The 21,444-nt window shown below is 59.5% G+C and carries 18 protein-coding genes; 13 read left to right on the forward strand and 5 right to left on the reverse strand.

The genetic code is table 11. From position 1 onward, the window contains the following. Positions 1 to 37 precede the first annotated feature (37 nt). Genes serS through glpK form a run of 5 tightly spaced genes read left to right on the forward strand, consistent with a single transcriptional unit; the run spans position 38 to position 5,425 of the window. Entirely contained in the window at positions 38 to 1,294 is a 1,257-nt protein-coding gene (gene serS / locus QP994_RS07275; RefSeq protein WP_284865903.1) for a serine--tRNA ligase, read from the forward strand. Positions 1,295 to 1,317: 23 nt separating this feature from the next. Next, on the forward strand, positions 1,318 to 2,181 hold the full coding sequence (locus tag QP994_RS07280) for a lysophospholipid acyltransferase family protein (protein ID WP_284865904.1): 864 nt from the start codon (positions 1,318 to 1,320) through the stop codon (positions 2,179 to 2,181). A gap of 3 nt (positions 2,182 to 2,184) precedes the next feature. Continuing rightward, positions 2,185 to 3,045 carry a lysophospholipid acyltransferase family protein gene (locus QP994_RS07285; protein ID WP_284865905.1) on the forward strand — a complete coding sequence of 287 codons (861 nt, stop codon included), beginning with the start codon at positions 2,185 to 2,187 and terminating at the stop codon, positions 3,043 to 3,045. Between the two features lie 11 nt (positions 3,046 to 3,056). Beyond that, complete coding sequence (locus QP994_RS07290; protein WP_284865907.1) at positions 3,057 to 3,890, forward strand: HAD family hydrolase; 834 nt, start codon at positions 3,057 to 3,059, stop codon at positions 3,888 to 3,890. Positions 3,891 to 3,904: 14 nt separating this feature from the next. Beyond that, positions 3,905 to 5,425 (forward strand): glycerol kinase GlpK, encoded by a 1,521-nt coding sequence (gene glpK, locus QP994_RS07295; RefSeq protein WP_284865908.1) that lies wholly within the window; start codon positions 3,905 to 3,907, stop codon positions 5,423 to 5,425. Position 5,426: 1 nt separating this feature from the next. On the opposite strand, the gene QP994_RS07300 is transcribed toward glpK, so the two are convergent. Next, positions 5,427 to 7,532, reverse strand: a complete 2,106-nt coding sequence (locus QP994_RS07300) for an N-acetylmuramoyl-L-alanine amidase (RefSeq protein ID WP_284865909.1) — start codon at positions 7,530 to 7,532, stop codon at positions 5,427 to 5,429. Positions 7,533 to 7,684: 152 nt separating this feature from the next. Here QP994_RS07300 and glf point away from each other — a divergent pair, with 152 nt between their 5' ends. Next, positions 7,685 to 8,893, forward strand: a complete 1,209-nt coding sequence (gene glf / locus QP994_RS07305; protein WP_284865911.1) for a UDP-galactopyranose mutase — start codon at positions 7,685 to 7,687, stop codon at positions 8,891 to 8,893. Between the two features lie 21 nt (positions 8,894 to 8,914). Here glf and QP994_RS07310 read toward each other — a convergent pair whose 3' ends face one another. Beyond that, positions 8,915 to 10,096: a DUF8462 domain-containing protein gene (locus QP994_RS07310; RefSeq protein ID WP_284865912.1), complete on the reverse strand. Its 1,182-nt coding sequence runs from the start codon at positions 10,094 to 10,096 to the stop codon at positions 8,915 to 8,917. 115 nt (positions 10,097 to 10,211) lie between these two features. Here QP994_RS07310 and QP994_RS07315 point away from each other — a divergent pair, with 115 nt between their 5' ends. Both QP994_RS07315 and QP994_RS07320 read left to right on the forward strand, forming a co-directional pair. Next, complete coding sequence (locus QP994_RS07315) at positions 10,212 to 11,117, forward strand: EamA family transporter (protein WP_284865914.1); 906 nt, start codon at positions 10,212 to 10,214, stop codon at positions 11,115 to 11,117. A 132-nt stretch (positions 11,118 to 11,249) separates the two neighbouring features. Further along, on the forward strand, positions 11,250 to 12,962 hold the full coding sequence (locus QP994_RS07320) for an RNA/DNA-binding domain-containing protein (protein WP_284865915.1): 1,713 nt from the start codon (positions 11,250 to 11,252) through the stop codon (positions 12,960 to 12,962). A 142-nt stretch (positions 12,963 to 13,104) separates the two neighbouring features. On the opposite strand, the gene QP994_RS07325 is transcribed toward QP994_RS07320, so the two are convergent. Both QP994_RS07325 and QP994_RS07330 read right to left on the reverse strand, forming a co-directional pair. Next, positions 13,105 to 14,094 carry a CBS domain-containing protein gene (locus tag QP994_RS07325; protein ID WP_284865916.1) on the reverse strand — a complete coding sequence of 330 codons (990 nt, stop codon included), beginning with the start codon at positions 14,092 to 14,094 and terminating at the stop codon, positions 13,105 to 13,107. Further along, positions 14,078 to 14,413 (reverse strand): MFS transporter, encoded by a 336-nt coding sequence (locus QP994_RS07330; RefSeq protein WP_284865917.1) that lies wholly within the window; start codon positions 14,411 to 14,413, stop codon positions 14,078 to 14,080. The genes QP994_RS07325 and QP994_RS07330 overlap by 17 nt, the downstream gene beginning before the upstream one ends. Positions 14,414 to 14,685: 272 nt before the next feature. Between QP994_RS07330 and QP994_RS07335 the strand changes: the two genes are divergently transcribed. Continuing rightward, on the forward strand, positions 14,686 to 15,906 hold the full coding sequence (locus tag QP994_RS07335) for an ATP-binding protein (protein ID WP_284865918.1): 1,221 nt from the start codon (positions 14,686 to 14,688) through the stop codon (positions 15,904 to 15,906). On the opposite strand, the gene QP994_RS07340 is transcribed toward QP994_RS07335, so the two are convergent. Beyond that, positions 15,872 to 17,137 carry a glycosyltransferase family 87 protein gene (locus tag QP994_RS07340; RefSeq protein WP_284865919.1) on the reverse strand — a complete coding sequence of 422 codons (1,266 nt, stop codon included), beginning with the start codon at positions 17,135 to 17,137 and terminating at the stop codon, positions 15,872 to 15,874. The two genes, QP994_RS07335 and QP994_RS07340, sit on opposite strands and share 35 nt — an antisense overlap. Positions 17,138 to 17,494: 357 nt before the next feature. Between QP994_RS07340 and QP994_RS07345 the strand changes: the two genes are divergently transcribed. From QP994_RS07345 to QP994_RS07360, 4 genes are all read left to right on the forward strand, one after another. Then, positions 17,495 to 17,728: a three-helix bundle dimerization domain-containing protein gene (locus QP994_RS07345; RefSeq protein ID WP_284856188.1), complete on the forward strand. Its 234-nt coding sequence runs from the start codon at positions 17,495 to 17,497 to the stop codon at positions 17,726 to 17,728. Positions 17,729 to 17,984: 256 nt separating this feature from the next. Further along, the gene (locus QP994_RS07350) at positions 17,985 to 19,931 is read left to right on the forward strand and encodes a glycosyltransferase (protein WP_284865920.1); all 1,947 of its coding nucleotides are present in this window, start codon (positions 17,985 to 17,987) and stop codon (positions 19,929 to 19,931) included. After that, on the forward strand, positions 19,921 to 20,445 hold the full coding sequence (locus QP994_RS07355; protein WP_284856186.1) for a phosphatase PAP2 family protein: 525 nt from the start codon (positions 19,921 to 19,923) through the stop codon (positions 20,443 to 20,445). The genes QP994_RS07350 and QP994_RS07355 overlap by 11 nt, the downstream gene beginning before the upstream one ends. Next, positions 20,442 to 21,440 carry a decaprenyl-phosphate phosphoribosyltransferase gene (locus tag QP994_RS07360; RefSeq protein WP_284865921.1) on the forward strand — a complete coding sequence of 333 codons (999 nt, stop codon included), beginning with the start codon at positions 20,442 to 20,444 and terminating at the stop codon, positions 21,438 to 21,440. Before QP994_RS07355 ends, QP994_RS07360 begins: the two co-directional genes overlap by 4 nt. Positions 21,441 to 21,444 lie beyond the last annotated feature (4 nt).

A 21,444-nucleotide genomic window follows, 5' to 3' on the forward strand; every position in this document is an offset into this window, starting at 1 on the left:
GCTCGTGGGCCCAGTCCAACGGGTAGGGTTGGGGATTGTGATTGATCTGAAGTTTCTGCGTGAAAATCCTGATGTTGTTCGTGCTTCTCAAGAGGCGCGGGGTGAGGATCCGTCGTTAGTTGATGCGCTGTTGAAGGCCGATGAGGAGCGGCGCGCGGCCATTTCTAAGGCGGATGAGTTGCGGGGGGAGCAGAAGGCTTTTGGCAAGAAGATTGGCCAGGCTGCCCCGGAGGACCGTCCGGCGTTGCTGGAGGGGTCGAATGAGCTGAAGGCGAAGGTGAAGGAGGCGGAGGCTGCTCAGTCGGAGGCTGAGGAGCGTGTGGCGCAGCTGCAGTATTCCATCTCCAATGTCATCGCGGGTGCGCCCGCGGGTGGCGAGGAGGACTTCGTCGTGCTGGAGCATGTGGGGGAGGTGCCGGAGTTTGATTTCGAGGTCAAGGATCACTTGGATCTCGGCGAGGAGCTGGGGCTTATCGACGTCAAACGGGGCACCAAAGTCGGCGGCGCCCGCTTCTACTACCTGGTGGGTGACGGCGCGTGGCTGCAGCTGGGCATGTTGATGCTGGCGGCGCAGAAGGCGCGTGAGGCTGGTTTTAAGGTGATGGTCCCGCCGGTGCTTGTCCGTCCGGAGATTATGCAGGGTACGGGCTTTTTGGATGCGCATGATGAGGAGATTTACTACCTTGAGCGCGATGAGTTGTACCTAGTGGGTACGTCGGAAGTGGCGTTGGCGGGCTACCACAAGGACGAGATTATTGATCTCTCCGATGGCCCGCTGCTATATGCGGGCTGGTCGAGCTGCTTCCGTAGAGAAGCAGGCTCCTACGGCAAGGACACGAAGGGTATTTTGCGTGTCCACCAGTTCGACAAACTCGAGATGTTTGTTTACTGCAAGCCGGAAGATGCAGAGGAGATGCACCAGAAGTTGCTGGGGCTTGAGCGTGAGATGCTCGCCGCGGTGGAAGTGCCGTACCGCATTATCGACGTCGCGGCGGGCGACCTTGGCTCGTCAGCTGCCCGCAAATTTGATACGGAGGCGTGGGTGCCGTCGCAGGGTACGTACCGCGAGCTGACGTCGACGTCGAACTGCACGACGTTCCAGGGCCGTCGCCTGGCTACTCGTTACCGGGATGAGGAGGGTAAGACGCAGATTGCTGCCACCCTCAACGGCACGTTGGCTACGACGCGCTGGCTTGTGGCCATCTTGGAGAACAACCAGCGTGCGGATGGCTCCGTGGTGGTGCCTGAGGCACTGCGTCCGTGGGTTGGAAAAGATATCCTTTCGAAGAACTAGCTTTCTGTGAAGGGGGTCCCATCATGACTGGGGACAACGAACCGAAGCGGTGGATTGGGCCACTGTTTGAGGTGCCGGCAGATTTTGTAGAACCGGCACCGCATCCGGTGGAGTCGAAGGAGCGTTTCTACCAGGCCATTATTAATGGGTTTAAGCGCATCATGCGGGCCCAGGGCCTGCGGTTTTATGTCCACGGTGCGGAGAATCTCCCGGAGCGGGACGGTGCCTTGTTGGTGATCAACCACACGGGCTACTACGACTTCATCATCGCCGGCATCGGTGCGCACTTGCGGGGGAAGCGTCTGGTGCGGTTTATGGCGAAGAAAGAGGTCTTTGACACCAAGATTGTGGGCGCGCTCATGCGGGGGATGAAGCATGTGCCGGTGGACCGGGCGGCGGGAGCGGACTCGATCGCCGAGGCAACGAAGTGGCTCAGCGGCGGTGGCCTGGTGGGCATCTTCCCGGAGTCCACGATCTCGCGGTCCTTTGAGTTGGCGGAGTTCAAAACGGGTGCGGTCCGTATTGCGGATGAGGCCGGTGTGCCCATGATTCCTACGGTGATCTGGGGTTCGCAAAGGATTTGGACCAAAGGGATCCCCAAAAACCTGGGGCGTTCCCACACCCCAATCGTGCTCAGCTATGGCGAGCCCGTGTACACAACCGGCGACGCGGAGAAGGACACGCGCCGGGTGAAGGCAGCGATGCAGGAGCTATTGGAACGTAACCGCGCGGAATATGCCCGTCGCTTCGGCCCGTTTGAACCTGGTCAGAAGTGGATGCCTGCGTCCCTCGGCGGCGGTGCGCCCACCTTGGAGGAGGCGACGGCTATTCAGCAGAAGGAACGTGCAGCGAGGCTCGCCAAGAAACAGGCTAAGAAGCAGGGGTAAGGCATGACGAACTACCGCGTTGACAAGGGTGTTTTTTACATCCCGGAGGATGTCCCTGAGCTGCCGGAACAACCAGGGTGGAAAAACGAGCGTTGGTACCGCGCGATCCTCAACACGGTGGCGTCTGTTCTGCGGCTTCAGGGTTTGAAGTTTTATGTCAATGGTCTGGAGAACATGCCCGCGGACGGGCCGGTTCTCGTCGCTGGTAACCACATTGGCTACTACGACTTTGTCACCGGTGCGTTACCAGGTCTCCTGCGCGGGCGCAGGGCGACGCGTTATATGGCCAAGAAGGAGCTGTTTGATCACTGGCTGGTGGGGAAGGCCGCGCGGGGCGCGGGGCAGATTGAGGTGGATCGGTCGAGGGGTGCGGATAGCGTCGATAAGGCGATTGAGCGGCTGACGGACAGCGATGAGGTCGTGGGCATCTTCCCAGAGGGCACTTTGGCGCGTTCGTTTGAGCTGGAGGAGTTCAAAACGGGTGCGGCGCGTATTGCGAAGGCCTCAGGAGCAACGTTAATTCCATCTGTTTCATGGGGCACGCAGCGGATTTGGGCGAAGCGTGGGAAGGTTGAGATGGGTCGGACGAAGTACCCGATCATCACAAATATTGGCCCCGCGGTGTCCACGGAGGGCTCGCACGAGGAAATTACGGCCCGGCTGAAAGACGCGATGCAGGTGCTTCTTGACGCGGCTCGGGAGGAATACAACGACCGCTTCGGCCCCTTCCCGGAGGGGTTGGATTGGATGGCCGCGTCGATGGGCGGCTCAGCTCCCACGGTGGAGGAAGCGAAAGTGCTTGACCAGCGTGAAAAGGCGGAGCGCAAGAACCGGAAAGAGCGGAAGAAGAGGAAGAAAGGGTAGGTCGATTCACCGTGTCAGCTCCGAATCCACCAAAGCTGATTGTGAGCGATATTGATGGCACGTTGCTGGATAGCAACGGGCGTGTGAGTCCGCGTTTGCGTGACACGATTTCGCGGGCGGCGCGCATGGGCACGAAGATCGCGCTGGCAACAGGCAGGCCACACCGGTGGTTGGCGCCGGTGCTGGACCAGTTGCCGTTCACTCCGGAGTGCATCTGCGCCAATGGTGCGGTGGTGTATGACCCGTCGCGGGATGAGGTGCTGGTGCGCCACGAGCTGGACCCGGAGGCGTTGGGGCGCATCGCGGAGATCACGCGTGAGGCGCTGGCAGGCTATGGCGCTTACGGTTTCGGTGTGGAGCGCGTGGGCAGTTCCGCCTTCGATCCGGAGGAAGAATGCTTCCTCATCACCCCTGGTTACAGCCCTGATTTGTGGGACATCGGCTACGGGGTGGTGGACGTTGCGGAGCTCACGTCGGTGCCCGCGGCGAAGATTCTCGTGCGGCACCCAGAGCTGAGTTCGCAGGAGCTTTTCGATGTATTGGCGCCCCTCATCGACCCCGAAGATGCACACGTGACTTACTCCATGAACGAGGGTCTGCTGGAGTTCAGCGCACCGGGGGTGAATAAGGCGACGGGTGTGTCGATCGTGGCTACGCAATATGGCATTGAGCGTGAGCGAGTCCTTGCTTTTGGTGATATGCCGAATGACATGGAGATGTTGGCGTGGGCCGGCATAGGTGTGGCGATGGCGAATGCGGAGCCGCTCGTGCAGGATGCGGCTGATATTGTGACCACCTCGAATAATGATTTTGGTGTAGCGCGTGTTCTTGAGAGTTGGTTCTAGGGTTAAATAACCCCATGCCATACATCGCCGCGATTGACCAGGGAACAACGTCCACCCGGTGCTACATCACCACCCCCGACGGCGAGGTGGTGGGCACCGCCCAGTTTGAGCATGAGCAGATCATGCCGCGCGAAGGGTGGGTGGAGCACAACCCGCGTGAGATCTGGCGCAACACTCGCCGCGCGTTGTCGGAGGCGTTGGTTGATGCGGACCTGGATGTGGAGGACCTGGCTGCCGTCGGACTGACCAACCAGCGTGAAACCGCGGTGATCTGGGACAAAGAGACTGGAAAGCCGATTTATAACGCCATCGTGTGGCAGGACACCCGCACGGAAGACGTGGTGCCGGATGGGGATAAGTCGCGGTATCTGAAGAAGACGGGGCTTCTGGCTAACTCGTATCCGGCCGGCCCGAAGTGGGCGTGGATCCTGGATAACGTGGAGGGCGCGCGCGAACGTGCGGAGAAGGGCGAACTGCTCGCTGGCACGATTGATACCTGGCTGATCTGGAACCTCACGGGTGGGGCACGGGAACCGCGCCGGTCTAAGTTCGCGGAGATGTTTGGGTTTGCCAGGGATCGCGCCCAACATGTCACCGACGTAACCAATGCATCGCGTACACTGCTCATGGATTTGGAAACGCTGGAGTGGGATGAGGAACTGTGCGCGGAAATCGGTGTGCCGCGACAGATTCTGCCGGAGATTAAGCCGAGCTTCGGCGACTTTGGGTCCATTCGCCGGCAAAAGAGCTCACGTGATGTGCCCATCACGGGCGTGCTGGGCGACCAGCAGGCAGCACTGTTCGGGCAGGGTTGCCTGGATAAAGGCACCGCGAAGATGACCTACGGTACTGGCCTGTTCATGCTGCTCAACACCGGTGATAAGCCACAGTTTTCAGAGCATGGTTTGCTCACCACCGTTGCGTACCAGAAGGCGGGCAAGCCGCCGGTGTACGCCTTGGAGGGGTCCGTGGCCGTGGGTGGTTCGCTCATTCAGTGGCTGCGGGACCAACTGGGCATTATCAACCACGCCGCCGAATCGGAGAAGCTGGCTGGCCAGGTGGAGGATTCCGCCGGGGTGGTCATCGTGCCCGCGTTCTCCGGACTGTTCGCGCCACGCTGGCGCCCAGATGCCCGCGGCGTGATCACCGGAATCACGCGCTACACCGACCGGCGCCACATCGCGCGGGCAGCCCTGGATGCCACCTGCCTGCAGACGCGGGAGGTGGTGCGGGCAATGGAAGCAGATGCGCAGATAAGCATTGATGCCTTGCGTGTGGACGGTGGCATGACCGGCAACGACCTCCTCATGCAAATGCAGGCCGACGTGCTGGAATCCACCGTGGTGCGGCCTGACAACATGGAAACCACCGTGATGGGCGCAGCGAGTGCCGCCGGGATCGGTGCCGGGCTCCTGGAGGAGCCACTGAGCCTGGGTGATGAAAAGACCTGGGAAAACACAATGGCCGGTCCCGACCGGGACCGGCTCATTGCGCGGTGGGAGGAAGCCGTGGCTCGCTCCCTTGATCTAGCGTGATTTACTTCACGTCGATATCCAGGTTGCCCGTGGTCACGCGGTAGGTGATGGAACCGCGGTCAAAGTCCACTCGGATGTCACCGTTATTGGCGGCGGCATCGGACTTCACCGGCTTACCCAGCGGGCCCAAGTCCAGGCCCTGCTTGAGCCACGCATCGGCGATCTTCTCAGGCATGATCACCTGGTTGCCATCGGAGCTGAGTAGCGCGATGCCCTTTTCAAAGATGCCGTACTCATCGCCACCCACACCCTGAAGCACGCCGTCGAGCTGGCCGAGCATCGGCTCAAACTTGCTCCACTTCTGCTTCGCCTCCGGGCTGCCCACGACGTTAACCAGTTGGCCAACGTACGGGCGGAGGCTAGCTAGGGTGATACCTGGGATGATCTCCACGTTTGCCACGTTGGTCACCTGCTTCGGCAGCATGCCGTTGCCAGCAGCGAAGAGCAGAACTGCGCCACCGACGGTGCCCACGGCGGTAGCGATAGCAGCCGGATCACCATTCATGATGCCTTCGAAGGAGACCTTGCTGGAGGTGTTAGCCAGGTTATTGATGGTGGTGTTGGTGCCATCATTATTCGGCACCGTGCCGGTCCTTGGCGGAGTCGGCTGTGACGGCGCAGGTGTGTTCCCCTCCGGCGGAGTCGGTGTGGTCTGCTGCGGGTTCGATGCGGGCGGGGTGTACGCACGGTTGGACTTCACCGCATCAGCCTTAGCCTTAGCTACGTTGCGGATGTACCCCATCTGGCCGTACAGGTTGTCGCCCGGGCAGGTGTTGTAGTGGAAGTCACGGTGAGCATTCACAACATTGAAGTTGGCGCCCTGGCCACGGGAGTACTTGGAGCCTTTGAAGTTTGCATCAGAGGTCAGCCAGGTCTTACCGGTCGGGTCAAGGCCTGCAGTGCCGGCCTTCCAGCCGATCATTTCACCCATTGCGTTCAGGGATGCTGGGGTAGGTGCCGCCGTCTGGTAGTTACCCAGCATGGAGATGCCCCAAGTGTGTGCGTTGAAGCCACCCACATGAGCGCCCTGCGGGTTACGGTCCAGACCGCCTGCGCGGCCTTCGTAGATGTTGCCGTACTTATCCACGAGGGCGTTGTACCCCACATCGCCCCAACCCAGGTTATGGGCGTGGTAGGACCAAATGCCACGGACGATGCCCGGTGCCTGCGCCGCGGTGTAGTTATTCGAACCAGCGGTGTGGTGAATGGTGATCGCCTTGGTTGGCTCCGAGTAGTAGGGGGTGCGGCTCTTGCCGGCGCCCCAGGATGCGCGGGAAACCACGCGTGGCATGCCGCTGGTGTTGTACTGCGCCGGGGCAATTGCACCGTCGGCGGTACCTTCACCGCCCTCAATAAACACAGCATCCAGATCAGCAGCGGTGGTCACCGGTGCAGCCTCGGCCGGTTGATCGTCCAGCTCCTCAACGTCTGCAACCGGGGCGATCTCGCCATAGTTGGTCGGCAGAGCGCGGTCGCCCAGGACGGACGGTGCGGTGCCGGGTGTGAAGCCGGACAGGTCAACCGGGGCGGAATCCGGAAGCGAGGGATCAACGGCGTGAGCGGTCTCAGCGGGGGCTTCAGCTGGTTGCTCAGCCGGCGCATTCTCTGCCGGTGCCTTAGCCGGCGCATCGTGTGCCACCAGGTCAACGTTGGTGGTGGAGACCTGAACACGCTTGGTCTTTTCCACGTAAATCGGCTCGGTGCCGTTGGCAACGCCGTCGGGACCAGGCTCAGCATCCATCTCGTACCACTCGGACCAGGTGCCGTCTGGGCGCTCAGCGCGGACGAAAGCGACGATGTCGCGGTCGCCTTCCCAGGTCAGGCCGAAAACGGAGAATTCCTCATCGCGGACGAACTCTTTCACCGTGCGGGCTTCATCGCCTTCACCCTGGGTGGCCACGGCGGGATCATCAACAATGATGGATTCCGCGTCAGCCAGGGATGCGGTGGAGGTGGAAACCTGAATGTTGGCAGAGCCGACGTCCTGGGTCTTGAGGATCTCGTTGCCGCCAAAGGCACCCGCCGCAATGACGGCGAGGGTGCTGGCAACTGCGATGACCGGAGTCTTCTTCCTAGAGGAAGGGTTGAGGTGGCGTCGTTGTTTCACGTTCAGCGCTCCTGAGTTAATAGTGACAGCTGTGACTAATCTAGATCAGAAGCAACTATAGGACACTCATGTGACTTTTGTGAATAATGTGACTTGCGGGTGTGTCGCGCCAATCCAGCGTTTCCGCCCTCCTTCCCAGTAGCCTTGGGCCCATGACTTCAGGTGACACCAATACGTATGACCTCATCGTTGTCGGCTCCGGCTTCTTCGGCCTCACCATTGCGGAGCAGGCGGCGAGTGAGCTGGGTAAGCGGGTACTCGTCGTCGAAAAGCGAGAGCACATCGGCGGTAATGCGTACTCCGAGAAGGAACCCGAAACGGGCATTGAGGTGCACAAATACGGCGCGCACCTGTTCCACACCTCCAATGACCGCGTGTGGGAGTACGTCAACCGCTTCGCTGAATTCACCGACTACCAGCACCGCGTGTTCGCCATGCACGACGGCACGGCCTACCAGTTCCCCATGGGCCTGGGCCTGATCAACCAGTTCTTTGGCAAGTACTACAGCCCCGACGAGGCGAAGGCCCTCATCGAGGAGCAGCGCGAGGGCCTCGACCCGGCCGCAGCCACGAACCTGGAGGAGCGTGGTATCGCGCTCATCGGCAAACCGCTTTACGACGCCTTTGTGAAGCACTACACCGCCAAACAATGGCAGACCGACCCGACGGACCTGCCGCCGGAAATCATCTCCCGCCTGCCAGTGCGCTACACCTTCAACAACCGCTACTTCAACGACAAGTACGAAGGCCTCCCTGTCGACGGTTACGCTGCCTGGCTGGAGAAGATGGCATCGCATGAGCTTATCGACGTCCGCCTGGACACCGACTGGTTCGACGTCCGTGACACCATTCGCGGTGAATCCCCCGAAGCCCCGGTGGTGTACACCGGCCCGCTGGACCGCTACTTCGACTACGCCGAAGGCCGTCTGGGTTGGCGCACCCTCGACTTCGAGCAGGAGGTTCTGGAAACTGGTGACTTCCAGGGCACCCCGGTGATGAACTACAACGATGCGGATGTCCCCTACACCCGTATCCACGAGTTCCGCCACTTCCACCCGGAGCGCACCGAGTACCCCGACGATAAGACCGTCATTGTGAAGGAGTACTCCCGCTTCGCGGAGGACGATGATGAGGTCTACTACCCGATCAACACCCCCGAAGACCGTGAGATGCTCAAGCGCTACCGCGAACTCGCCGCCGCCGAATCCCGCGAGAACAAGGTCCTCTTCGGTGGCCGCCTGGGCACCTACCAGTACCTAGACATGCACATGGCCATCGGCGCAGCACTCTCCGTCTTTGACAACCACGTGCGCACCTACTTCGTCGACGGCAAACCCATCGACCAGCCGCGCGGGCACTAGGGGTCCACTACTACCGCGTTCTTATTCCGGCCAGATGGAGAACTGCTCCATTGCGTCTGTCGCATGGTGTGAACGTAGGTATTCGCGCATGTAGGGCAGCTCGTAGTCGACGTAGCCGTGGGATGTTGGGCGGATCATTTCAGCGTCGATAAGCCTCTTGCGATAGGTGCCCGCGTATTGCGAATCGACGCCCATGCGCGCCGCGATGTCCAACATGCGTGATGGGCCATCGTCGGTGGACATCGCGGTGAGGAAGGTGCGATCAACCTCAGACAGATCTGCAAGCGACGGTTCGTGCACAAGTTGGCCAAGTTTTCTCCGGGCAGCGCCGATGCCGTGTGTTACCGCGTCTTCGTTGATCTTATTGTCGATGAGGTTGCGGAAAGCGTGCTGCCCAACCAGCTGGATCATGAAGGGGTATCCACCAGTGGCCTTGGATGCGATGTCGAGGGCCTCCGGGGTCCATGAAACCCCAACTTGAGCAGTGGTCTCCTCCAATGCCACGCGCACCTCTTCGATCGAAACCATTCCGGTTTCAATCCTGTTTGCGCGGCGCAAGAAGGTCACGGGGTTGCGGCCTTCATCAGCAGCGAGAAGTGGTTTCACGGCACCAGGAATGCCGGCCATCGCAACCGCAATCTGACGATCTTCCCGGACAAGATGTTGGATAGTCGTGCCGAATTCAACAATCTCGTCCATGTGGGCGTAGTGCAGCTCATCCAAGGTAATCAGCAGCCCAACTGGTTCCTGGCCGAGGCGGGCATCAATCTCCGCCTGGCAGTCAAACAGTTCATCAAGCACCGACCTCAATGTTGGGGTGGGTGAATAAGCAGGAACAGATTCGGTGTCAAAGCCGAGATAGGGGAGTTTGATTCCGGAGAGGCGGCGCTTGGGTTCGCCGGAAAGCTCCTCCACGAGCTTGTATGCACGGTCGCGGATGCGATCGATAAAACCGCGAGTTTTGGTTTCGGAGATGACGTGCCAAGCGTGAGATTTGGCGACTGCTTCGAATTCATTCAGCAAAACAGTCTTGCCCACTCCCCTCGGACCGGTGATGATGGAGATACGTTCGTGGCTTCCTGGACCGTCCTGGATGGCGGCGTCAAAATCGCGGAGATACTCATCGCGCCCCGCGACCACCACCGGTGTCTTTCCAACCGTTGCGGTGAAAGGGTTCTTGGGTCGCCGCTGGATCGCTGACATTCCGCCTCCTTACTATTTCTTACTATCTTTACTATTTTTACTATCTTTACTATTTCGGCGCGAGGGGACGCGATCGAACGCTCAAGTTCTGCACCCATGTACTAGCCTTTCCCGAGTGCCACGCGAACGTAACCAAACCCGATTGACCCGGCAGGGCGTCAACGCTTTTCTTGCTCTGCCGGCGGCCCCGGTCCTGATGGTGCTCATCGGCTCGCTGGGGACGCAGGCCGCCGCCGTGATTGTCACGGACATGCTGGCCGCTGTCGGCGCGCCGGGGGTGTCGGGCCTGCGCATGGCGGCTGCCGCGGTGATCATGGTGGTGCTGTTCCGGCCGAAGCTGACCGGCATGACGCGCGCCCGCGCCATCAACATCGTGGTGTACGGCGTGGCCATGGGCATGATGAGCATGATGGTCTACGCCGCTATCGCGCGCCTTCCGCAAGGTGTCGCCGTGACCATCGACTTCCTTGGCCCCTGCGTGGTGTCGTTCCTTGGTCTGACCATGTGGCGCTCGCGCCTGTGGGCTGTCGTCGCGTTCATCGGTGTCGCTCTCATCGCGCAGCCCTCCAATGACCTGGACATCGTCGGCATTGGCTTCGCTGCGCTCGGTGCGGTGTTCTTCGGTGCCTACACACTTTTCGCCGCGCGCATGGGCGGCACCGACGGTGGCGGCATGCCGGATCTCGCCTTGTCGGTGGTCGTCGCCGCGCTCATTCTCATGCCGTTTTCCGTGCCTGCCGTTCCGCTTCTTGATGCCCCCATGTGGATCACCATCATCATCTCCGGCTTCATCGGCGCGGTGATCCCTTATGTCATGGACACGATTGCGGCGGGGATTGTGTCGGCGGCGGTCGTCGGTACGCTTTTTGCCCTTGACCCTGTGATCGGCGCGATTTTGGGCTGCGCCTTCTCCGGCGACGAGCTGACCTGGTCAATGGTGGCGGGCATCGTGCTGATCGCGGTCGCTGGCGCGATCATCACGTGGCGTGGGGCGCAGGAGTCGCCGGATATTGGGGAGTAATAAACAACTCGAAACAACTATGTCTGCCTGCGCAAACGTGCTGTTTTCGGCGTGTTTTTCTGGGAGTTGTTTGCCTAGTTGTTTCAGAGTTGTTTGAAACAACTCCTGAACAACTCTTGCTAGACTAGGTGCATGTTGGATGCAGGTTTTGAGAATGTGGAGGAAGCGCTATCGGCGATTGAGGCTGGCGATAGCGCTCGCAATTGGGAGTCCCAAGTGCTGGATTTCAAGGAAGATCCTGCTGTCCACCCGAAGAACAAGAACCCTGATGCGAGGTTGGTTGAATTTCTTGTTGATGAGGTCATCTGTTTCTCGAATGCGGACGGTGGCGTTGCCTACATCGTCCTTGGCGTCAATGACAAGAAGGCGGGACCTTCTGCATTCACTGGAACTGACCGCCCTTGTGAGTGGTTGGTGGAGAAGATCTACAGCAACACTCAACCGCATATCCAGGTTGAGGCCTTTGCGATTCAACGATGCGATGCCCGCCTAGTGGTCTTACGCATTCCTCGTGGGATGGCTTTGTATCAACGCCCCAAAGGTCAGGCAAGCAAGCGTGTTGGCAAGAGCTGTGTCCCCTTGACTGAAGACGTGCGCCGCGGCATCCACTTGTCTCGCTCTAATCCTGATCTCAGCGCCGGAAAGTCGTGGCGTGGGCCCGAAGACCTCAACGCGCAAGCCGTTGAGCGGGCGAAGGCTCTGCTTGCTAACCGGAAAAGTGCGCTCGGTGACACGTCGCCTGTTCCGCAGACGGGCCTCGAGCTCTGCAGTGAGTTGGGGTTGCTCACTTCCGATGGTGCTCTGACTTTCGCGGCAGAAATATTGTTCATGCAGCCGGTGCACAACCGGACGGTGGTGCGCCATTTGCTTCGCGTGGTGCCTAGTGGTGACCCCAAAGTCACCGAGATTTCCGCACCTTTGATTACTGCTTCAGAGCAGGTACGTGCGCTTATCAAGGCTAATACGACGCAAGAGATTGCTCGTGTTCAGCTCCCGAATGGGCAGGAGTTTCCAATTCCAGCATTCCCTGCCACCGCCGTCGATGAGATTGTGTCCAATGCCTTCGCGCACCGTGATTGGGGAGCGACGACCGCGATCGTCATTGACCAGTCGCCTACCAGCTTGACGGTGTGGTCCCCCGGTGGTTTCCCTGTCGGTGTGGCTAAAGAAAAAATCTTGACTACTCAATCCATTCCGCGCAATCCGGTACTCATGGCGGCGCTGCGACAGCTGGGTCTTGCGGAAGAGTCTTCGCGTGGTTTTGATCGCATGTGGGTTTCGATGCTTTCTAGCGGTAGGCAAGCCCCAAGCCTGAATGCCAACGGGCCGTTCGTTGAAGTCACTTTGCCTTCGGGAAGTGTGGATTCAGGTTTCATTAGAGCTTTGTATCTGCTGCGTACTGAATTCGGCGAGTCCATTTTTGACAGCGTTAATGGCCTCTTAGTCACACGGCATTTAGCCAACAATCAGATCCTCATGACATCTACGGCCGCCAGGTTGATGCAGGTCTCGGATGCGCAGGCCCAGGAAACCTTGGCGTGGTACGCGAGCCAGGGCTTCCTGGAGCAGTTGCGGGATGCACCGGAGTGGATCCTCTCCGCACGTGCACGGGCAGCCTTTGATGGGGAAACGTCCACCGTGGTCAGCTCTGTCACCACTGAGGATTGGGTCCTCGCCCAACTCCGCGAAGGGAAGTCCTTGAATGCACGCGAGGTCGCTGATGAGTTGGGCGTTGAGCGGGAGGCAGTGAGCAGACTTCTCCGTCATCTGCGCGACATAGGCAAGGCGAAGATCGCTGGCGATAGTCCGACGCGCGGCCCAAGCGTTCGATGGGTGTCCGCCTAGTTCGGATTCCGCGCCCCTCGCAAACAACTCGAAACAACTATGTCTTCCTGCGTAAACGTTCTGTTTTCGGTGTGTTTTTCGGGGAGTTGTTGGCCTAGTTGTTTTAGAGTTGTTTGAAACAACTCCTGCACAACTCGCGCGTTTAGCCGCTCACAGGCACGAACGTTGCCACCAAGTACCGGTTGATGTCGGAGCGGTTGATGATGCCCACGACGGTTCCATCCTCCGCCACCACCGGTGCCTTCTTCAGGTGCTTATCCGCGAGCACCGAGGAGATGTGCCCCAGGTCGTCGTGGACATTGCCGGTGATCACGGACTTCGTCGCAATCGAGGCGACCGGCCGGTCAAGCACGGCTGCCACGTCGGTCTCGAATTCCTCGGACTCGTTGTGCGCGAGCAGCGCGTACGGCGTGGTGAATGCCGGTACAGAATCACCAATCACATCCAGCACGTCGCCGTCGGACACGAAGCCCGCGAGCTTGCTATTGCGGTCCAAAAGTGGAGCGCCCGAAATTCGCTTATCGACGAACAAATGCAACGCCTCCCGAATCGTCGCCTCCGGCGACAACGCGTAGATGTCCTGTCGCATGAGCTTGGCTACCAGCATGTCGGATGCAGGGGACTCGGCTGTCTGAGCAGGAGCATCGCTGGTAGTTGTTGCGCGGGTGCCCGTCCAACCGAGCACCACCGCGATGGCGGCAAGAACAAAGAGGACCACACCGACGACAAGAAAACCACGGTTTGCGGCGGTGACGTCAGTTCCGTTCCCGGAGGCCACGAACGCGCCGTAGATACCGGTGGACAGCGCGGTGCCCACGCAGCCGGCGACCTGGAACGAGGTGGAGAAAATGGTCACGCCGTGCGGGTTCAGTGTGCGTGGCAGTGAGAACAGGGCGAAGGACTGCACCGGCCCAATGGCCAGCGCCGAACCCAAGATGGCGGGCATGTACACCAGTGGATCGTCGATGGAGTTCTGGCGCTTCACAAAGAAGAACAGCGCAGCAATACTCACGATGAGTGAGATGGCGGCCACCAGCTTCGCGGGGCCGAAGATCGTCGAGATGCCGTACAGCAGACCGATGAGAGCCAGCGCGATCAGCGTCACGGACGGCACGTCATGAGGCGAATTCAAGGATCATGCCGGAGGCCAGAATTGCTATCGACGGCCCCAGTGTCGTCATCGCCAGGTACAGCGGCTTGGTGCTGAAGCGGCGGATGAAGAAGCCCGCCGTGGGCGTCATCACCGCCGCGCCCAACATGTACGCCGTGGCCAGCCATTGAACAGCCGAGACCCCAATGTTGAAGTCAGCCATGATCCGGTTGAAGCCGACGTTCAGGAAAGTTTCATTAAAAGTAGCAATAAACGCAGCCAGTGCCGCCGCAAACATGATGGTCAGCGACCGGTTCTCTGCTGCAGGCGCGCCAGAGCGCGCTGAAGGAGACGTAGCCATGAAGCCTCTCTAACTCGAATGAACAGGATTGGCTTCGGTGGCGTTAGCAGATTTACGTGTGGTCATGTTCGCTTGGAAGACCCACACCACGTGTCTCGTATTCCAGGCCGTGGGAAACTATAGCCGATCTTCGGCTATTCCCAAACGCCAAGCAAGTGCCCCACAAAACGCCAAGCAAACTGGTTTCAAAACGCCAAGTAGTCGCCTTTCAAAACGCAAAGCATAAAAGCTTCAGAGTGCAAAATGCGCAGGTAAAGATATATGCTGTTTGTATGTCAGATTCGTATATCCCTCGGCTCGCAGATGAGCAATTATTGGGGGCGCTCCGCCGTCAAGGGGGAGTGCTCATTCAAGGGCCAAAAGGCTGCGGCAAAACGGAAACCGCGAGCCGTCAAGCGGGCAGCGTTCTGAACGTCGAGACTGACCCCAGCGTTCCGTTGGCTATGGCCACCGATCCACGGGTGCTGCTTGAGGGCGCTGTGCCTCGCCTTATCGACGAATGGCAGTTGCAGCCACGTCTTTGGGATTTTGCGCGGCACGAGATTGATCAGCGTAAGAAAAAGGGGCAATTTGTTTTCACTGGTTCAACGGCCCCGAGTGTGGATACCACGCGCCACTCGGGTGCCGGAAGATTCGCACGTTTAACAATGTCCACCATGACCTTGTTTGAGTCAGGTGAATCGGATGGGTCTGTAGCGTTGAGTGATATTGCTGCTGGCAACGCCCCTGCGTTTGCAACTCCTTCCCTGACCCTGGCCGAACTCGCGCAGCGCATGTGTCGGGGAGGCCTACCTTATAACGCGGAACTTTCCTTGGACGATGCAATGCAGAACGTTCGGGATTATGTGCAGACGGTTGCTGATGTGGATATCCATACCGTTGGGACGGTGACCCGAGATTCGGAACGGGTGCGCAGGATCATTCAGTCCATTTCACGGGCGGTTGCTACTGAAATGGACGTGCAAACCATCGCGACCGATGCTGGCACGAGCCGTGAAACGGTGCGCGACTATCTTGATGCGCTATCCCGAATCTTCATCTCCGTTGATCAGCCCGCATGGTCAACTCATCTACGATCAAAAGCTACGCTGCGTAAGTCTCCGAAGCGGCATCTTGCTGACCCTTCCTTTGCTATGGCAGCTCTTGAACGCGGGCCTCAACATCTCATGAAGGATCCTGAATATTTTGGGCAGCTCTTTGAATCGTTGGTTGTTCACGAGTTGCGCGCCTTAACTGGTAAAACGGTCTATCACGCGCGATTGAATACGAACCTCGAGGTTGATGCCGTGGTGAACTTCGGGGATATTGACATGCTTGTTGAGGTCAAGCTTGGTTACACACCAGAAGTTCTCGATGCTGCCGCGGATTCTCTCAAAAGATTTGCTGATCACCTAAAGCAGGAAACGGTGCAGGCCATTGTCACTTCCGGCGGTCCGGCACACCGCCGGTCTGATGGGGTCATTGTTGTGCCAATTGGCGCTCTGGGGCCGTAGTCCCTTGCTCCTCCACCGGCTGATTCGCCAGCGCCCACGCGCCAACTGCAACCGGCAGCGCGATGAACATGAACGACGGGATATAAGCCAGCGTGACGCCTAAGGGCACGTTGTCAGTTTCTGGCCAGGTCCAGTTGCCGTACATGAACAGCAGGATGAGAACGGTAATCGGCCAGCGCACCGGGGATTGGCGCCCGGCGATGGTGAGCACGAGCGGAATGAGCCAGATGGAGTAGTAGTTTTGCAACAGTCCGCTTGCCATGAAGCCGCCGGCGAAGCACACGCCAGTGGCCACGAAGGTGAACAGCACCGGGTCCGCTTCTTTCCATCGCCACATCAAGGCGACCGCGGCGAGTGATGCGGCGATGACGAACAGGGTTAAGGCGGTGGTCACCGTATTTGGCCAGTCGAGGACAATGCCGAGTCCGCTGACAGAACCATTGAAGCGGGGCCGGGGCTCGCTGAGGTAGGGGACGAGGTTGGTGAAGAAGAGTTCCGGTTCCGCGATGGTGAACCATCCGACCGTGAACAGCGCTGCGGCGACGAGGGCGGCGATAACAACCACGGCCACCTGCCAATAGGCCAGGGAGACGATGAACAGCACCGCGAACTGGGGTTTGATGGACAAAGCCACACCCGCGATCGCGCCCGCGACCCACGCCTCGGGCCGTTTGAAGTGGTTGAGCCAGCCGACCTTCCGCTCCCGGAGGCGCAGGGAGAACCAGATGAACAGCACCTGCAAGAGCAGCATGAATCCGTTGATATTGGTCAACGCCAAAGTTGTTCGGACTGGTTCCGGTGTGATGAAGAAGAAGCTCACTGCCAGCGGGAAGACAATGTGGAACCAGCGCGGACGAACCATATGCGCAGCCACAGCGATGGCAGCGACGATGCAAAGCGCGCCGAGGGCAGCCATCACCGCGCGCGCCACTTCTTGCGAGCCGAAGACCGCAACCGGAGCAATCAGCACCGTGCCCGCAGGGGTGTATAGGTAGTGAGGCTTATCGACGGTGTAATCCGACCCAAACACCGCCTCCCCCGAGACATACTTATTGGCCGCGTCCCAGATCGGCGTGAAGTCCGTTCCCGGGTTTAGCTGCGGGAACACCATGGCAGAACGGACAAGGACGAACGCCATCACCGTGTACAACAGTGGAACCGCTACGCGGAAGGCTGCTGATGCTGCCGGAGTGCGGTCGAGGTTGGGGGATTCTGCGGCATGGATAGGCACAGCGGGGAGGTTAGCACGACGAAAAGGTCTCTCGAGGTCTCTTAAAGCCATCAAAGTTAACTAAAGGGTTAACAAATGACCTAAAGTGCGAACCGTGAAGATGAACAGGGTGTTAACTTGCACATGGTGCAATAGCTTGCGAAATTATATTCACGCTAAACGGGCAGGTGAACCGCCACACGCCTTAGTGGGTTAATTAAATGCTTGATGTTCACCAACCATCTGCTAAAGTTAACGACAGGTTAACAAAGGGCTAACGTAAATGTTTACCCCGCGAGCCTCGTCCGAGGAGGTACCCCTCCATGGAACGACCACATACAAGTTCATGGCTATCACGTTCAAGGAAAGGAGGATGCCATGATCGCAATCAACAATATTTCCAAGGACTTGCACGCCCGGTTTGATGGTGTCGTGGGCGTACATGTCGTCGACGCTGTGCTTGAGGCAGTTCTTGCAGAGCACCTGGAGCGCGCGAAGGTGACCCGCTGGGTTCCGCTTCTCGCTGGCCGTGCAGCTGCAGAGCAACTCGCTGGCATTGCGGACGGCACCCTCGACCCCGCCAAGTACGGCGAGACCCTGATCGCCGCCTAACTGGCTGCTACTAGCCTCGAGCCCTGGCCTGGATTCTCATCCGGGTCAGGGCTTTTCGCGTTCCCAATGCACGATTCCCGGGAATCGTGCATTGATCTCTCTAAAACACCAGGACTGCTCTCGAATCCGGGGAGTTAGGGCACAGTTCCGCTCGCACAAAAGCGGCAGGGCGTGTTCGAGCGCCGAAAACCCGTCGGCAAGCGTGGACGCACTACGCTTAGGGCGACACTCTATTTAGGCACCGAAAGTGAGATCTGTGGAAACAACGACTGCAGTAGACGTCCTTCAGCGTGTGCTGATGCCAAAGAAGGGCGAACCGCACGACGTCCGCATGCTGTACCTCATTGAGGCGGAGCAGAATAAACAGCGTGTGACGTGGTCGGGCCGGACAAGCTTCAGCATGGGGGCGGGTGAGGAAGTCTCCTTCGAAACGTATTTCAATGCTTTCCCGGCGTCGTATTGGCGTCGCTGGTCGCAGCTGGACACCGTGGTACTGGCCATGGATGTGGAAGGTGCGGCGACGATTTCGGTGTACCGCTCGAAGCATGATGGTGTGCGCATCGCAGTCACCAACGTTGAGGCGAAGGACGCCCGGGTGGAGATCCCGCTGAAGCTGGCCAACTTTGAAGATGGTGGCTGGTTGTGGTTCGACGTGAACGCGGAGTCGGACGCGACGATCACGGGTGCCGGCTGGTTCGCGCCGCATGAGCCGAAGGAGCAGGTGCTTCCGGATGGCAGCACGATTGCGCCCTCGGAGAAGAAGGTCGCGGTGGGTATCCCAACGTTCAACCGTCCGCGCGATGCCGTCAACGCGCTGCACGCTTTGGCAGAAGACCCGCTGGTGCTGGAGGCAATCACGGATGTGCTGATGCCGGACCAGGGTAACCAGCACCCAGCGGATGAACCGGACTTCAGGGAGGCCGAGAAGAATCTTGCTGGAAGATTGAAAATCTTCCAGCAAGGAAATCTCGGTGGTTCCGGCGGTTACTCCCGCATTATGTACGAGGCGCTCAACCAGACCGATGCCCCGTTCATCCTGTACATGGACGATGACATCGCCATTGAGCCGGATTCGATCCTGCGCGCGGTGCAGGCCGCGCGCTATGCCAAGAGCCCGATCCTCGTCGGCGGCCAGATGCTGAACTTGCAGGATCGCAGTCAGTTGCGCACGACGGGGGAGACGGTGGATCCGAACATCTTTATGTTCTCCGCTGCGAAGCATGCCGTCTACGACCATGACTTTGCTAAGTATCCGCTTGGTTACGTGGGTACGGAGGAAGAAGACCTCGATCCGCGCAAGACCACCTCGCGCCCACTGCACCGCCGCATCGATGTGGATTACAACGGCTGGTGGATGAACCTTTTCCCGCGCGTGGTCGCGGAGATGATGGGTCTGCCGTTGCCACTGTTTATCAAGTGGGACGACAACGAGTACGCGTTGCGCGCCAAAGAAGCAGGTTTTCCCACGGTCACATGGCCCGGCGTTGCCATCTGGCACATGGCCTGGGCTGATAAGGACGATGCCATTGACTGGCAGGCGTACTTCCACATGCGCAACCGCCTCATCGTGGCCAGCATCTACGGCCCGGAGAATCCGGAGGCGATGCTGAAGAACATGCTGAAGTCCACGCTCAAGCACTACGTGTGCATGGAGTACTCCACCATCGCTATCCAGAATGAGGCGATGAAGGACTTCCTCGCCGGCCCGGACCAGCTCTTTGACATCCTTGAATCCTCGCTGCCGCGGATTCAGGAGATCCGGAAGGACTTCCCCGATGCGCAGGTGCTGCCGTCCGCGGCGGATTTGCCGGCAGCAACAGGCGCGCCGGGTGTGCCCACGAACAAGATGGGTGGGCGTCTGGCCAAGATCAAGAAGATTCCGTGGGCTGCGAAGTCTCTGCTTCACCTGCGTAAACCGGAGGATCGTGCGCATTGGGAGGCGCCGCAGCTCAACCTCACCGCGGAGGAGGCGCGTTGGTACACGTTGGCTCGCGTGGATTCCGCGACGGTGTCCACGGCTGGTGGCACGGGTGTGGCCTTCCGCAAGCGTGATAAGGAGCTGGCTAAGACTCTCCTCGATGAGCAGAAGCGTCTGCGCGCGGAGATCAAGGATCGTTGGGCGGGGCTCAAGCGCACCTACCGCGAGGCACGCCCGGAGCTGACCAGCCACGAGAACTGGAAGAAGATCTTCGATGAGCAATAAAAACTCTTTGACTACTTATGAAGTGAGCGCTCTACGCGAGCTTCAGAAATTGCTTTTCGACGCCCCCGGGGTCCTCCCCACCGCCCGTGGCCTCAGCCACTTCGGTGAGCACGCCCTTGGGTGGCTGGGCATCTCGGCGGCAGGTGCGGCTGTGGATGAGAAGCGTCGACGGAAGTGGCTGGCCATGGGTGCTGGAGCTTTTACAGCACACGCGGCATCCGTGGTGATCAAGCGGATCGTCCGGCGCCGTCGCCCGCATGATCCCAGGATCAAGGTGGGTGTGGGTACGCCGTCGAAGTTGAGTTTTCCGAGTTCGCATGCGACGTCGACAAGCGCTGCGATGGTGCACCTTGCAGACATCACTGGTTCAAAACTGCCGTACGCCGGCATTCCCATTATGATGGCGTCCCGCATGGTCCTGGGCGTGCACTATCCCACGGACACTCTGGCGGGTGCGCTCCTGGGGGCTGGGGTGGCGCGCGCCGCGATTGAGATTGAAAGGCAGACAGCATGACCGAGCCGAACACTCCGCCTTTGCAGGACGAGCCGTTTCTGAAATCTGAGCCCCACACCGAGGGTGTGGATTACAACCGGAAGAAGACTCCGCCGAAGAACCTGCCCGACGCGATGATCAAGGGCTTGCGCCCGAAGCAGTGGGTCAAGAACGTCTTGGTTCTGGCGGCACCTTTGGCTGCAGGAACGGATTCCTTCACGTCTCGCACCGTGTGGGATATTGCGCTGGCGTTCATTGTGTTCTGCTTCGGTGCGTCTTCGATCTACCTGGTCAATGACGCGCGTGATGTGGAGGCAGACCGCGCTCACCCGACGAAGCGTTTCCGCCCGATTGCCTCCGGCAAGCTGCCCATTGGTTTGGCGTATGCAATGGCGGTGACGCTTATTGCGCTGGCTATCGGCCTGTCGTTCCTGGCTTCTGATGGTGTGGCGTTGGCAACGGTGATTGGCGTGTACATCGCGCTTCAGCTGGGCTACTGCTTCGGCTGGAAGCACATCCCAGTGATTGATATCGCGCTGGTGTCTTCCGGTTTCATGCTGCGCGCTATGGCTGGCGGTGTTGCGGCGAATATTGATCTGTCGCAGTGGTTCCTGTTGGTCGCGGCGTTCGGGTCGCTGTTCATGGCCTCCGGCAAGCGCTACGCGGAATTGCTGCTCGCGGAGCGTACGGGCGCGAAGATCCGCAAGTCGCTGCAGGGCTACACGCAGACCTACCTGCGTTTCGTGTGGACACTGTCCGCCACAGCCGTGGTCATGTCCTATGCACTGTGGGGCTTCACGCTTTCCGACGGCGTCGCCCCCGCCGAAGGCCTCTGGTACCAGATCTCCATGGTCCCCTTCATCATCGCCATCCTGCGCTACGCAGCCGAAGTGGATAGCGGCAATGGTGGCGCCCCGGATGAAATTGCTCTGGAAGACAGGGTATTGCAGATGCTTGCCCTGCTCTGGATCTTCACCATCGTGATGGCTGTCTATGTGATTCCTGCCATGAGCTAGGATG

Source organism: Corynebacterium sp. MSK044 (assembly GCF_030232825.1).
In the GTDB taxonomy this organism is placed as follows: domain Bacteria; phylum Actinomycetota; class Actinomycetes; order Mycobacteriales; family Mycobacteriaceae; genus Corynebacterium.